The 13315-nt window shown below is 68.6% G+C and carries 11 protein-coding genes; 6 read left to right on the forward strand and 5 right to left on the reverse strand.

The features are described 5' to 3' along the window. Window positions 1-106: 106 nt before the first annotated feature. Window positions 107-1603, forward strand: a complete 1497-nt coding sequence (locus FHR73_RS17215) for a TolC family outer membrane protein (RefSeq protein WP_183632913.1) — start codon at window positions 107-109, stop codon at window positions 1601-1603. Here the strand turns inward: FHR73_RS17215 and waaA are convergent. Genes waaA through FHR73_RS17230 form a run of 3 tightly spaced genes read right to left on the reverse strand, consistent with a single transcriptional unit; the run spans window position 1549 to window position 5862 of the window. Continuing rightward, on the reverse strand, window positions 1549-2814 hold the full coding sequence (waaA, locus tag FHR73_RS17220) for a lipid IV(A) 3-deoxy-D-manno-octulosonic acid transferase (protein ID WP_183632914.1): 1266 nt from the start codon (window positions 2812-2814) through the stop codon (window positions 1549-1551). The genes FHR73_RS17215 and waaA overlap by 55 nt on opposite strands. Before the next feature lie 48 nt (window positions 2815-2862). Beyond that, window positions 2863-4647 (reverse strand): IlvD/Edd family dehydratase, encoded by a 1785-nt coding sequence (locus tag FHR73_RS17225; RefSeq protein ID WP_183632915.1) that lies wholly within the window; start codon window positions 4645-4647, stop codon window positions 2863-2865. A 33-nt stretch (window positions 4648-4680) separates the two neighbouring features. Next, window positions 4681-5862 (reverse strand): fumarylacetoacetate hydrolase family protein, encoded by a 1182-nt coding sequence (locus FHR73_RS17230; protein ID WP_183632916.1) that lies wholly within the window; start codon window positions 5860-5862, stop codon window positions 4681-4683. 108 nt (window positions 5863-5970) lie between these two features. Here FHR73_RS17230 and FHR73_RS17235 point away from each other — a divergent pair, with 108 nt between their 5' ends. Continuing rightward, the gene (locus FHR73_RS17235) at window positions 5971-6918 is read left to right on the forward strand and encodes a LysR family transcriptional regulator (protein ID WP_183632917.1); all 948 of its coding nucleotides are present in this window, start codon (window positions 5971-5973) and stop codon (window positions 6916-6918) included. A gap of 166 nt (window positions 6919-7084) precedes the next feature. After that, entirely contained in the window at window positions 7085-8449 is a 1365-nt protein-coding gene (locus tag FHR73_RS17240; protein WP_183632918.1) for an MFS transporter, read from the forward strand. Here the strand turns inward: FHR73_RS17240 and FHR73_RS17245 are convergent. Together FHR73_RS17245 and FHR73_RS17250 are read right to left on the reverse strand one after the other, a co-directional pair. Beyond that, a complete protein-coding gene (locus FHR73_RS17245; protein ID WP_183632919.1) occupies window positions 8446-9732 on the reverse strand; it encodes an MFS transporter in 1287 nt (428 codons plus the stop codon). The genes FHR73_RS17240 and FHR73_RS17245 overlap by 4 nt on opposite strands. 221 nt (window positions 9733-9953) lie before the next feature. After that, window positions 9954-10838: a LysR family transcriptional regulator gene (locus tag FHR73_RS17250; RefSeq protein ID WP_144947779.1), complete on the reverse strand. Its 885-nt coding sequence runs from the start codon at window positions 10836-10838 to the stop codon at window positions 9954-9956. Between the two features lie 84 nt (window positions 10839-10922). On the opposite strand from FHR73_RS17250, the gene FHR73_RS17255 reads away from it, so the two are divergent. The 3 genes from FHR73_RS17255 (at window position 10923) to FHR73_RS17265 (ending at window position 13305) form a co-directional block, all read left to right on the forward strand. After that, window positions 10923-11255: a multidrug efflux SMR transporter gene (locus FHR73_RS17255; protein ID WP_183632920.1), complete on the forward strand. Its 333-nt coding sequence runs from the start codon at window positions 10923-10925 to the stop codon at window positions 11253-11255. A 62-nt stretch (window positions 11256-11317) separates the two neighbouring features. Further along, window positions 11318-12493: an FAD-binding oxidoreductase gene (locus FHR73_RS17260; RefSeq protein WP_183632921.1), complete on the forward strand. Its 1176-nt coding sequence runs from the start codon at window positions 11318-11320 to the stop codon at window positions 12491-12493. Then, window positions 12490-13305 carry an aldo/keto reductase gene (locus FHR73_RS17265; protein WP_183632922.1) on the forward strand — a complete coding sequence of 272 codons (816 nt, stop codon included), beginning with the start codon at window positions 12490-12492 and terminating at the stop codon, window positions 13303-13305. The genes FHR73_RS17260 and FHR73_RS17265 overlap by 4 nt, the downstream gene beginning before the upstream one ends. Window positions 13306-13315: the final 10 nt, after the last annotated feature.

Raw genomic sequence — 13315 nt, forward strand, 5'->3', positions numbered from 1 at the left:
CAGTGTAAACCCAGAGCGGCAGAAACTTCGACCGCTATTTCCTCTCCTATGGCGGATTCGGACGAAGCCACTACACTGGCGCGGTCCCTCAAGGAAGGCTCCAAGAATGCGAAGATTCCTGCTGCTCGCGGCGCTCTGCAGCTCGGCCGGCCTGGTCCAGGCCCAGGTCGCCGGCAATGGCCTGCTCGACGTCTATCGCGAAGCGCTGGACAACAACGCCGACCTCGCCGCCGAACGTGCCGGGCTCGGCGCGCAGCGCGAGGCGGTGCCCCAGGCGCGCGCCGGCCTGCTGCCGCAGATCGGACTCGGCGCCCAGTTCAACGACACCCATACCAGCCTGCAGCTCAAGGACAATCCGGCGCTGGGCGTCCAGGGTGGCCGCTACGACAGCGACCGCAGCAGCCAGCTGATCCAGGCCAGCCTCAGCCAGCCGCTGTTCCGCGCCGACCGCTGGTTCCAGCTCAAGGCCGCCCAGGCCGCCACCGAGCAGGCCGAGCTGCAATTCTCCGCCGCCCAGCAGCAACTCATCCTGCAGACCGCCGAGGGATATTTCAGCGCCCTGCGCGCCCAGGACGCCCTGGCCACCGCCCGCGCCGAGGAAAAGGCGCTGTATCGCCAGCTGGACCAGTCCCGCGAGCGCTACAAGGTCGGTCTGACCGACGACACCGACGTGCTCCAGGCCCAGGCCAGCTTCGACAACGCCCAGGCCAACCGCTCCCAGAGCGAGCAGCAGGTGGCCGACGCCTTCCAGGCGCTGACCCGGCTGACCGACCGCGACTACGGCAGCATCGCCGGCATCCGCCACGACCTGCCGATCCTGCCGCCGCAACCCAACGATGCGCGGCTGTGGGTGGACACCGCCATGCGCCAGAATCTGCAGCTGCTAGCCGCCGGCCAGGGCGTCAACGCCGCCCAGGAGACCTTGCGCCAGCGCCGCGCCGGGCACCTGCCGACGGTGGATGCGGTGGCGCGCTACAGCCACAGCGACAACGACGCGGTGAATCTGCCCAACGCCGAGCAGCTGTCCCTGTTCGGCAGCCCGGTCAACAGCCGCAGCATCGGCATCCAGGTCGAGGTACCGCTGTACAGCGGCGGCGCCACCAGCTCTCAGGCGCGCCAGGCCTATCAGCAACTGGACCAGAGCGAACAGCGCCAGGAGAGTCTGCGCCGCCAGGTGGTGCAGAACACCCGCAACGCCCACCGGGCGATCAACACCGACATCGAGCAGGTGCGCGCCCGGCGGCTGTCCATCGCCTCCAGCCAGCGCGCCCTGAGAGCCACCGAGATCGCCTACCAGGTCGGCAGCCGCACCATCGTCGACGTGCTCGACGCCCAGCGGCTGCTGTACAACGCCGTGCGCCAGTACAACGACGCCCGCTACAACTACATCCTCGACACTCTGAGACTCAAGCAGGCGGCTGGCACCCTGGCGCCCAATGACCTGCTGGCCCTGTCCGGCTATCTCGACCCCCACTACGACCCGGATCGCGACTTCCTGCCGCCGGACCTGGCCAAGACCCGCGCCGACGTCTTGCCGGCGCGCTCGGCTCAGGGCTTGAGCAGTCCATCCAGTCCGGAGAGCAGGCGCTCCAGCGCGCCCTGATTGGCGGCCAGTACCGCCAGGCCCGCCTGACGACGCCGCGCGGCTTCTACCGGTTCGGCCCAGAGCCGGGCCACGGCGGCAGCGATCGCGGGTGCTTCCGCCACGGTTTCCAGGGCGCCGGCGTCGCGCAGCTGGGCGACGATGTCGAGAAAATTGAACACGTGCGGACCACTGAGCACCGGCAGGCCAAGGGCGGCCGGCTCCAGCGGATTGTGACCGCCGCGCTCGATCAGGCTGCCGCCGACGAAGGCCACCTCGGCCAGGGCGTAGAGAAACAGCAATTCGCCCATGGTGTCGCCCAGCAGCACCTGGGTCTGCGGCTGCACCCTCTCTCCCGTCGAGCGCTGCACCACGCCGAAGCCTTCACGACGCACCTCGGCCAATACCTCCGGAAAGCGCTCGGGATGGCGCGGCACCAGGATCAGCAAGGCATCGGGGTGTGCGGCCAGCAGTTGGCGATGGGCCTGGAGCAGGATGCCGTCTTCGCCGACATGGGTACTGGCGGCGATCCATACCGGGCGCTGGTCCCAGCCCTGGCGCAGCTCTGCGGCGCGGACCGGCAGCGCGGGATCGATGCGCAGGTCGAACTTGATGGAGCCGGTCACCGTGACCCGCTCGGCGCGAGCACCGAGGGCGCGAAAGCGCTCGGCTTCCACCGGCGTCTGCACCGCCAGCCAGGCCAGTTCCGCCAGCATCGGCCCGGTCACCCCGCCCAGCTTTCCATAGCCCCGCGCCGAACGCTCGGACAGCCGGCCATTGGCCAGGGCGATGGGAATGTTGCGCCGCGCCGCCTGGTGGATGAGGTTGGGCCAGAGTTCGGTCTCCATCACCACCCCCAGGCTGGGCCTGAGCCGGTCGAGGAAGCGCCCGGCCAGCCAGGGCAGGTCGTAGGGCAGATAGCAGTGGTGGACGTCATCGCCGAACAGGGCGCGGATGCGCTCCGAGCCGGTGGGCGTCATGCAGGTCACGGTGATCGGCAGATCGGGATGACGCTGGCGCAGGGCGCGGATCACCGGCGCCGCGGCGATGCTCTCCCCCACCGACACCGCGTGTACCCAGATGCCGCCGGGCGGCACCGCTGGCAAGCCCAGCGCCAGGCGCTCGCCGATGCGTTGCCGGTAGGCGGGAGCCTTGCGACCGCGCCACAGCAGGCGCAGCAGGATGAAGGGCAAGGCCAGGGTGAAGATCAGGCTATAGAGGGTACGATTCATGGCGGCAGAGCTTAATGAAGCCCGGCCGCCAGTGCGAGCCTGTTCAACCTAATGCGAATGCCGCGGCACCCCGCCCTCACGGGCGATCACCTTGAGGTGCAGGGTGGCCGGCTCCAGGCAGCCGCCGGTGGAGAGCTGGCCCACCAGTTGCCGATAGAGCTCCTGCCAGGGGGTCTGGGCCGGCGGCAGGTTGGGCGTCCATTCGGCGCGGCGGCGTTCCAGTTCGGCATCGTCGAGCAGAACATCGACGCTGCGGGCATTGAGGTCCACGCGCAGCCGGTCATTGGTCTTGAGCAGCGCCAGGCCGCCACCCACCGCCGCCTCCGGCGACATGTTGAGGATCGAGGGGCTGGCCGAGGTGCCGCTCTGGCGACCGTCGCCCAGGCACGGCAGGGAATCGATGCCCTTCTTGATCAGCGCCGCCGGGGGCGCCATGTTGACCACCTCGGCACTGCCCGGATAACCCACCGGCCCGGCGCCGCGGATCACCAGGATGCAGCGCTCGTCGATGTCCAGCGCCGGATCGTCGATGCGTGCGTGATAGTCCTCCGGGCCCTCGAAGACGATGGCCCGCGCCTCGAAGCTGTTTTCCTTGCCCGGCTCGGCCAGGTAGGTCTGACGGAAGGCCTCGCCCACCACCGACATCTTCATGATGGCGCTATCGAAGAAGTTGCCGCTGAGCACGATGAAGCCGGCGCGGTGCTTGAGCGGCGCCTCGTAGGGCTGGATCACCGCGGGATCGGCGCTGGCGGCGCCCTCGGCGATGCTGCCGATGGTCTTGCCGGAGACGGTCAGGCAGTCGCCATGCAGGCGACCGGCCTTGAGCAATTCGTGGAGCACCGCCGGCACCCCGCCGGCGCGGTGGAAGCCCTCGCCGAGGTACTTGCCGGCGGGCATGCAGTTGGCCAGCAGCGGGATGTCCTCGCCCAGGCGCTGCCAGTCGTCCAGCGACAATTCGATGCCCATGTGCCGGGCGATGGCGATCAGGTGCGGCGGGCAGTTGCTGGAGGCGCCCAGGGCCGAGGCCACCACGATGGCGTTTTCGAAGGCCTCGCGGGTCATGATCTGCGAGGGACGGACGTCGTCCAGCACCAGCTGGCAGATGCGCTTGCCGGTGGCATAGGCCATCTGGCCGCGCTCACGGTAGGGCGCGGGGATGCTGGCGCACCCCGGCAGCGACATGCCCAGGGTCTCGGCCAGTGCATTCATCGACAGGGCCGTGCCCATGGTGTTGCAGTGGCCTACCGAGGGCGAGGCGGCGGTGGTCAGGGCCATGAAGCCCTCGTAGTCGATCTCGCCGGTCGCCAGCAGGTTGCGCGCATGCCAGAGCACGGTGCCGGAGCCGATCAGCTCGCCCTTGAAATGCCCGTCGAGCATGGGCCCGCCGGAGAGCACGATGGCCGGCAGATCGGTGGTGGCCGCGGCCATCAGGCAGGCCGGGGTGGTCTTGTCGCAGCCGGTGGTGAGCACCACGCCATCCAGCGGGAAGCCATGCAGGATCTCCACCAGACCGAGGTAGGCCAGGTTGCGATCCAGGGCCGCGGTGGGCCGGCGACTCTGCTCGGCGATGGGATGCACCGGGAATTCCATGGGGATGCCACCGGCATCGCGGATACCGGCCTTGACCCGCTGGGCCAGTTCCAGGTGGTGACGATTGCAGGGGGTGAGATCGCTGCCGGTCTGGGCGATGCCGATGATGGGACGACCGGACTGGAGTTCGTCGCGGGTCAGGCCGTAGTTCATGTAGCGCTCGACATAGAGCGCGGTCATGTCGGCGTGGGCAGGGTCATCGAACCAGAGCTGGCTGCGCAGCGGGCGTTTGGCGGAAGTCATGATGGTCTCTAGTTGTTATTAGGAAAGAAAGGATCAGCGGCCCAGCAGGCCGCGGGCGGCCAGGTTGTGCATCAGGGCGCCGAGGCCGAAGCGCCAGGCCGGGGCCTGGTCGCTGGTGGTCACCCGGTTGTGCAGGGTCCCCAGCAGCGGGCTGGCGATGCTCACCCGGTCACCCACCTTATGGGTGAAGCCGCCGCCCGGGGCGTCACGGTCCTGGGTCGGCGCGAACAGGGTGCCGAGAAACAGCACGAAGCCGTCGGGATACTGGTGGTTGGCATTGAGGGTCTGGGCGGCGAGATCGGTGGGGTCGCGACTGATCTGCGCCATGGAGCTGCTGCCCTGGAGTCGGAAGCCGTCTTCGCCCTGGACCTCCAGGGTCACCACGCACTGGCGGACCTGGTCGAGATCGAAGGTCTCGTCGAACAGGCGGATGAAGGGCCCCAGGGCGCAGGAGGCGTTGTTGTCCTTGGCCTTGCTCAGCAGCAGGGCGCTGCGGCCCTCGATGTCGCGCAGGTTGACGTCGTTGCCCAGGGTGGCGCCATGCAGGCGACCGCGGCTGTCGGCCACCAGCACCACCTCGGGCTCGGGATTGTTCCACTGGGACACGGGGTGGATGCCGATGGCGCTGCCACTGCCGACCGCGGCCAGCACCGGCGCCTTGGTGAAGATCTCGGCGTCCGGGCCGATGCCCACCTCCAGGTACTGCGACCACATGCCCTTCTCGATCAGCAGCGCCTTGAGCGCCTGGGCGCGCGGACTGCCTGGCTCCAGACCCTGCAGGTCCGCGCCGATCACCGCCTGCACCTGCTCGCGGATGGCCACGGCGCGCCCGGCATCGCCGCCAGCCTGTTCCTCGATCACCCGCTCCAGCATGCTGGCGGCAAAGGTCACCCCGGCGGCCTTGATCACCTGCAGATCGGCCGGCGGCAGCAGGTGCAGACGGTCTGCATCCGCCTGCTCGCCGCTGTTGGCCAGCAACTCCTCCACGCTGCCGAGGTAGCGCCCGGGGGTGTCGCGCAGGGCCTGCAGCGGCGCTTCCTCCTCGAACAGGGCGCTGAGGGTGGCGAAACGCTGGGAGACATCGAAGACGCCGTCTTCGCGCAGCACCACGGGCGAGGGACCGGCCAGCGGGCCGGGCACCCAGGCGCGGCCCACCAGGGTGCCGGCCAGGCCATCGGTGGGAAGGGTGTTGGCAGGCGAGAGACGAAGGGACATGGGCAGGACTCCAGGGCTGATGGGTCCACGCTAGGCAGCCGGACTGATAAACTCAAATGGGCTTATTTCATCATTCGATAACCTGCGCTTATCGCCTGGGAGGCATGCGTGTCCGAGCCGTCGTTCAGCCAGATCTGCCACTGGCTCAAGTTTCGCCACCTGCTGCTGATCGACACCCTGGGGCGTACCCGCAACATGCACCTGGCGGCGCAGCAGATGAATCTCAGCCAGCCGGCGATCAGCAAGATGCTCAAGGAGATCGAGCACCTGCTGGGCTTCGCCCTGTTCGAGCGCCAGCCGCGCAGCATGCCGCCCACGGCACTGGGCGAGCACGTGCTGCGCTATGCCCGGGTGGCGCTCAACGATGCCCGCGACTTCGCCGAGCAGATCGACAGCCTGAGGCGCGGTGGCCACGGCCAGCTCAAGGTCGGCGGCATCTTCGCCGCCACGGCGGTGGCCCTGCCGCAGGCCATCGTCGCCATCAAGCAGCGCTGGCCGCTGCTGGCCATCGAGGTGATGGAGCAGACCAGCGATCACCTGATGGAGATGCTCGACGACAAGCTGCTGCACCTGGCGGTGGCGCGCTTCACCGACGAAGCCCAGGCCCAGCGCTTCGACTTCCAGCCCCTGGCGCCGGAGCCCTTCCGCTTCGTGGTCAACGCCGATCACCCACTGGTGGGCAGCGGCCCCGTGGGCCTCGACCAGGTGCTGGCCTGGCCCTGGATCCTCTATCCCAAGGGCACGCCCATCCGCGGGCGCATGGAGCGGGCCTTCGCCGCCGCCGGCCTGCCGGTGCCGAGCAACACCATCGACACCATCTCCATGCAGACCTTTCTCCAGGTGCTGCGCGCCGGCCCCATGATCGGCATGCTGCCGGAGGCCATGGTCGAGCCCTATCTCGCCAGCGGCGCGCTCAGTGCCCTGGAGCTGCCGCTGCACCTGCCGGCGCAGGACTACGGCATCCTCACCCGCAAGGGCGAACCCCTCGGCGAGGCGGCCCGGGAATTCGCCGCCATCCTGCTGAGCCATGCCGGTCGCGAGGAGTCCGCAGACTAGAGGCTTCGATAACGCGCCGTTATCGAATGATCCGCAAATGCCATTGGGAAAGAATCGCTCCCGCTCCTAGAGTGGCCTGGCGATTCAGACGGCCACCCTGCATCCCCGGCCGCCTTCGACCTCTTCAATAACAACAACGGGCCCCAAGGCCCCGAAGGTCATTCCCATGTTCGAGACCACCGCTCCCCAGGGCGCCGCTGGCGACGCCTTCGAAGAACGCACCTATCGCAAGGTGGTGCTGCGCATCCTGCCGATCCTGCTGCTGTGCTACATCGCCGCCTACCTGGACAGGGTCAACGTCGGCTTCGCCAAGCTGGACATGCTCGACGACCTCGGCTTCAGCAACACCGTCTATGCCCTTGGCGCCAGCATGTTCTTCTGGGGCTACTTCCTCTTCGAGGTCCCCAGCAACCTGCTGCTGCACCGCTACGGCGCGCGCTTCTGGATCGCCCGCATCATGCTGACCTGGGCGATCATCTCCATGGCGGTGGCCTTCACCCAGCCGCTGGCGCAATTGTTCGGCCTGCAGTCGAGCACCCTCTTCTATGTGCTGCGCTTCCTGCTGGGCGTGTGCGAGGCGGGCTTCTTTCCCGGGGTGATCCTCTATCTCAACTACTGGTTTCCGACCCGCCGGCAGAGTCGGGTGATGTCGGGCTTCCTAATCGCCCTGCCCTTCAGCCTGAGCTTTGGCGGCGTGCTCTCCGGCTGGCTGATGAGCAGCCTGCACAACTGGCACGGCCTGGCCGGCTGGCAGTGGATGCTGCTGGTGGAAGGGGTGCCCTCGATCATCATGGCGGTGGTGGTGTTCTGCTGCCTGAGCGACAACATCGACAAGGCGCCCTGGCTGGACGCCCGGGAGAAGGCCCTGCTCAAGCGCAACCTGGAGCAGCAGAACGCCGGCAAGGCGTCGCGGCTCGGCGAGGTGTTCTTCAATCCGCGGGTCTGGCTGCTGGTGTTCATCCTGCTGACCTTCAACACCGGCTTCTATGGCCTGGCCTTCTGGATGCCTTCGATCATCAAGAATGCCGGGGTCAGCGGCAGCCTGCAGATCGGCCTGCTCACCGCCATCCCCTACAGCGTCGCCCTGGTGGTCATGCTGCTCAACGCCCGCCACTCGACACGCACCGGCGAGCAGCGGATGCACGCCGCGGTGCCGGCCTTCGTCGGCGCCCTGGGCCTGGTGCTGAGCGCCTGGTTCAGCCACAACATCGTGTTGTCGATCTTCTTCCTCACCGTGGCCGCCTCGGGCCTGCTGGCGCTGATGCCGATCTTCTGGTCGCTGCCCGGCACCCTGCTCTCCGGCGTGGCCGCCGCGGCGGGCATCGGCATGATCAACGCCATCGGCAACCTCTCCGGCTTCACCGGCTCCATGATCACCGCGACCATGGAAACCCTCACCGGCGACATCAACAACGGTACCTATGTGCTCGGCGCCTGCCTGTTCGTCAGCGGCCTGCTGATCCTGGCGATCCCGGCCTCGATGCTGCACCGCGCGCCAACCGCCGTGCCGCTGGACCTGAAGCCCGCTTAGCCCGCCTCGGGCACGGCCGAGCGCCCGGCACCCGCGGCGCTCGGCCGGCCGATCCAGAGGGCCATCAGCGCCGCCAGCAGGCCGGTCAGGCCGGCCAGCACCAGGGCCTCCTGGTAGGAGCCGAAGTGCTCGCGCAGGGCACCGGCCAGGAAGGCCGCGCAGGCGGCGCCGAGCATGTGGCCGCAGAACACCCAGCCGAACACCACCGGCGCGCTCTTTTCACCAAAGCTCTGGTTGGTCAGCTTGACCGTGGGCGGCACCGTGGCGATCCAATCCAGGCCGTAGAAGATGCCGAACAGCAGCAGCTGCTCGGGGGCGAAGCCGGAGAACGGCAGGTAGATCAGCGAGAGGCCGCGCAGGCTGTAGTAGACGAACAGCAGGCGGCGCGGATCGTATCTGTCGGTCAGCCAGCCGGAGGCGGTGGTGCCCACCAGATCGAAGATGCCCATCAGCGCGAGGATCCCGGCGGCCTGCACCTGGGACAGCCCGTGATCGTGGCCCATGGCGATGAAGTGGGTGCCGATCAGGCCATTGGTGGTGAAGCCGCAGACGAAGAAGGTCAGGAACAGCAGCCAGAAATCGCGCCGCCGGCTGGCCATGGCCAGGGTACCGAGGGTCACGCGAAACAGATTGCCCGGTGCGGAGGCCGCGGGTGCCTGGTAGTCCGCCGGAGCGCCATGGGGCCGCAGGCCGATGTCCGCCGGCCGCTCCGGCAGCAGCCAGGCCACCAGCGGGATCAGGACGGCGCTGGCCACGGCCACGGTCAGCACCACGGTCTGCCAGCCCTCATGACTGGCGAGCTGGGCCAGCAGCGGCAGGAATACCAGATTGCCGGTGGCGGTGCTGGCCGCCAGCAGCCCCATCATCAGCCCCCGCCGGGCGACGAACCAGCGATTGACGATGGCCGCGCCCAGCACCATGGCCACGCAACCGGTGCCCAGGCCACTGAGCACGCCCCAGGTGGCGACCAGTTGCCAGGGTTCGCGCATCAGGGTGCTCAGGGCGGTGGCCAGGCTGATCAGGGTCAGGCCGCCGAGCAGGGTGCGGCGAATGCCGAGGGTCTGCATGAGGGCCGCGGCGAAGGGGCCTACCAGGCCATAAAGGAAGATGCCGATGGCGGCGGAAAGCGAGACCGTCTCGCGACTCCAGCCAAAGGTCTCCTGCAGCGGCAGGAGCAATACGCCCGGGGTGGACCTCACGCCCGCCGAGACCAGCAGGGCGAGAAAGATCAGTGCCAGGACGACGAAGACATAGCGCTGGCCGAGGGCGGGAGGTGTGGTCATGGCGATCGTCACCGGCAGGAAAGGGATGAGCCGAGTATTGCAGCCCGGGCAACCTGGCGCTGGTCAAGCTGGCCCACGGATCTGGCCAGAATGGGCTTTCGTCGGGATGGGCCGTGGGCGAGTGCTGGGGGTCCGTCTTGTTGGGCTTCGCTGCGCTCAGCCCAACCTACGCAGAGCACTCGTAGGTTGGCGCTGAGCGCAGCGAAGCCCAACACGTCGATTCAACCGATCGCCCGCAACTCTTCCGCCAGGCGCTGCGCCAGCCAGCGCGCGGCCGGCCCCGGCGCGGCATTGCGGCGCCAGGCCAGTTCCACCACCAGGGCCGGCGGTACCCAGTCGCAGGCCAGTTCGGCCAGCAATCCCTGGTAGGTGGGATAGCGCGCCACGTGCCGCGGTAGCCAGCCCCAGCCCAGGCCGCGCATCAGCAATTCGGCGAGCAGGTAGAAGCTGTCGGCGCGCCAGACCTGGGGGGCGATCTGCTCGCCGCCGGGATAGGGATTCTCCAGCGGCGCGATCAGCAGCTGGCGGTGGCGGGCCAGTTCGCGCCGCCCCACGCCCTGCTGGCGCGCCAGGGGATGCTGGGCACCGCAGGCGGTGACCTGAGCGACATCGCCCAGGGCCTGGCGCTCCAGGGCCTCGGGCATGTGCTCATGGCGAAACAGCAGGCCGAGGTCGGCCTGGTCGGTCAGCAGCTTGCGCGCCACATCGCCCTGGGCGCCGCTGGTGAGCTGGACCTCCAGGTGCGGAAAGGCCGCGGCCAGGGCGTCCAGGGCATCGAGCACCGGCTGGTAGGGCATGGCTTCGTCCAGGGCCAGGCGCAGCAGCGGTTCCTGTCCGGCGCAGAGGGCCTGGGCCCGGCTGTCCAGGCGCTGGCACTGGCGCAGCACCTCGCGCGCCTCCTCCAGCAGGGCCAGACCGGCCGCGGTGATGACCGGCGTGCGGCCATTGCTGCGCACGAACAGCGCCACGCCCAGGTCGGTTTCCAGCAGGGCGATGGCCGAGCTGATCGCCGATTGCGCCCGGCCCAGACGCCGCGCCATGGCCGAGAAACTCGCCCCCTCGGCGATGCCGACGAAGATCTCCAGCTGCTCAAGATTCCACTGCACGAGCCATCTCCACAACAGATAGGTATCAACTTTCACCTATCGCCTGGAAAGGCACAATGGAGGCATTCAATAGGAGGAAGCCTCATGAGCGGATACATCTACCTGGCCGTCGCCATCGCCGCCGAAGTGGTCGCCACGACCTCCATGAAGGCCATCAGCGGTTTCAGCAAGCCGCTGCCGCTGATCCTGGTCGTCTGTGGCTACGGCCTGGCCTTCTGGATGCTGACCCTGGTGGTGCGCAGCATCCCGGTGGGCATCGCCTACGCCATCTGGGCTGGCCTTGGCATCGTGCTGGTGAGCATCGCCGCGGCCTTCCTCTACGACCAGAAGCTGGACCTGCCGGCCATGCTGGGCATGGGGTTGATCGTCGCCGGGGTGGTGGTGATCCAGCTGTTTTCCGGCAGCACCGGGCATTGAGACCAGCGGCGGCGAGGAGCGTGTAAAATCGCCTCTTTGCCGATCATCCGAGCAGGCCGTTCATGTCCCAACCCTGGTCCACCGATATCCTCATCGTCGGCGGCGGCGTCGCCGGCCTCTGGCTCAACGCCCGCCTCCGACGCGCCGGCTACGCCACCGTGCTGGTGGAGACCGGCGCCCTGGGCGGCGGCCAGAGCGGCAAGTCCCAGGGCATCATCCATGGCGGCACCAAGTACGCCCTCACCGGGATGCTCACCGGTGCCTCCGAGGCCATCGCCGACATGCCGCGGCGCTGGCGCGAGAGCCTGGCCGGCAGCGGCGAGCTGGACCTTTCCGGCGTGCGCCTGCTCTCCGAAGCCCATTACCTCTGGTCGCCAGGCAGCCTGGCCGGCAACCTCACCAGCTTCTTCGCCAGCAAGGCGGTGCGCGGCCGGGTGGATGCGGTCAAGGGCGACGAACTGCCCCCGGCCCTGCGCGATCGCGCCTTCAAGGGCAAGGTCTATCGCCTGGCCGAACTGGTGCTGGACGTGCCCAGCCTGGTCGCGCGCCTCGCCGAGCTGGCCGGCGACAGCCTGCTGGCCGGCCATGAGCTGCAACCGCTGCGCGAAGCCGGCGAACTGACCGGCCTGGTGGTGGACGGCCAGCCGATCCGCGCCCGGCGCATCGTGCTTACCGCCGGTGCCGGCATGGCCGAGCTGCTCCAGGCGCTCCACCTGGAACAACCGGCCATGCAGCGTCGCCCGCTGCACATGGTGGTGGTCAAGGGCCCCATGCTCAAACCCCTCTATGCCCACTGCCTGGGTGGCGGCCCCAAGCCGCGGGTGACCATCACCAGCCACCCCACCGCCGATGGCCAGTGGCTGTGGTACCTGGGTGGCGACCTGGCCGAAGCCGAGGGCGTGGCGCGCGAACCCCAGGCGCAGATCGCCACGGCGCGCGAGGAATTGCAGCGCCTGCTGCCCTGGATCGACTTCGCCGGCGCGCGCTGGGCGACCCTGCGCGTGGATCGCGCCGAGCCGGCGCAATCCGGACTGGTACGCCCGGACAACGCCTTCCTCGCCGAGGAAGGCCGCCTGCTGGTGGGCTGGCCGACCAAGCTGGCCCTGTCGCCGGACCTGGCCGACCGTGTCCTGGCCAACCTCGACCGCGACGGCATCGCGCCGGGACAGCACCCCGCCCTGCCCGCCCATCCGCAACCGCCGGTGGCCGTGCCCTTCTGGGAGGAACTGCTGCCATGAGTTTGCGCACCCTGCACGGTCTGCATCGTCCGCTGGGCAGCACCGGCCTGGAGATCTCCCCGCTGGGCCTGGGTACGGTCAAGTTCGGGCGTGACCAGGGCGTGAAGTATCCCAGTGGCTTCACCATCCCCGACGACCGCAGCGCCGCGGACCTGCTGAGTCTTGCCCGCGAACTGGGCATCAATCTGCTGGACACCGCCCCGGCCTATGGCCGCAGCGAAGAACGCCTGGGTCCGCTATTGCGCGGCCAGCGCCAGCACTGGGTGATCGCCAGCAAGGTCGGCGAGGAATTCGAGGGCGGTCTGTCCAGCTTCGACTTCAGTCCGGCCCACACCCGCCGCTCGGTGGAACGCAGCCTGCGGCGCCTGGAGACCGACTGGCTGGACCTGGTGCTGGTGCATTCCGATGGCAACGACCTGGCCATCCTCCAGAACAGCGGCTGCTACCAGACCCTGGCCGAGCTCAAGCGCGAAGGCCTGATCCGCGCCTTCGGCTTTTCCGGCAAGACCGTCGCCGGCGGCCTGAAAGCCCTGGAAGCCGGCGATTGCGCCATGGTCACCTTCAACCTCAACGAAGACGCCGAGATCCCGGTGATCCAGGCCGCGGCCGCCCAGGGCAAGGGCATCCTGATCAAGAAGGCCCTGGCCAGCGGTCACGCCGTACTCGGCGCCGGCCAGGATCCGGTGCGGGCCAGCTTCGCCCGGGTGTTCGGCGAGCCGGGGGTGAGCGGTGCGATAGTCGGCACTATCGATCCCCTGCACCTGTCACATAATGTTCGTACCCTGGCCGAAGTGATCACCGCTCGGCCCTGATCCAGAGCGT

The sequence above is a fragment of the Pseudomonas sp. AS2.8 genome (assembly GCF_014190935.1).
In the GTDB taxonomy this organism is placed as follows: domain Bacteria; phylum Pseudomonadota; class Gammaproteobacteria; order Pseudomonadales; family Pseudomonadaceae; genus Chryseomonas.

Bases quoted from the DNA above. Each gene is read 5' to 3' on its own strand.
- FHR73_RS17245 (WP_183632919.1), bottom strand. From the start codon at position 9,732: ATGACCACACCTCCCGCCCTCGGCCAGCGCTATGTCTTCGTCGTCCTG.
- FHR73_RS17230 (WP_183632916.1), bottom strand. From the start codon at position 5,862: ATGTCCCTTCGTCTCTCGCCTGCCAACACCCTTCCCACCGATGGCCTG.
- FHR73_RS17240 (WP_183632918.1), top strand. From the start codon at position 7,085: ATGTTCGAGACCACCGCTCCCCAGGGCGCCGCTGGCGACGCCTTCGAA.
- FHR73_RS17215 (WP_183632913.1), top strand. From the start codon at position 107: ATGCGAAGATTCCTGCTGCTCGCGGCGCTCTGCAGCTCGGCCGGCCTG.
- FHR73_RS17265 (WP_183632922.1), top strand. From the start codon at position 12,490: ATGAGTTTGCGCACCCTGCACGGTCTGCATCGTCCGCTGGGCAGCACC.
- FHR73_RS17255 (WP_183632920.1), top strand. From the start codon at position 10,923: ATGAGCGGATACATCTACCTGGCCGTCGCCATCGCCGCCGAAGTGGTC.
- FHR73_RS17260 (WP_183632921.1), top strand. From the start codon at position 11,318: ATGTCCCAACCCTGGTCCACCGATATCCTCATCGTCGGCGGCGGCGTC.
- waaA (WP_183632914.1), bottom strand. From the start codon at position 2,814: ATGAATCGTACCCTCTATAGCCTGATCTTCACCCTGGCCTTGCCCTTC.
- FHR73_RS17225 (WP_183632915.1), bottom strand. From the start codon at position 4,647: ATGACTTCCGCCAAACGCCCGCTGCGCAGCCAGCTCTGGTTCGATGAC.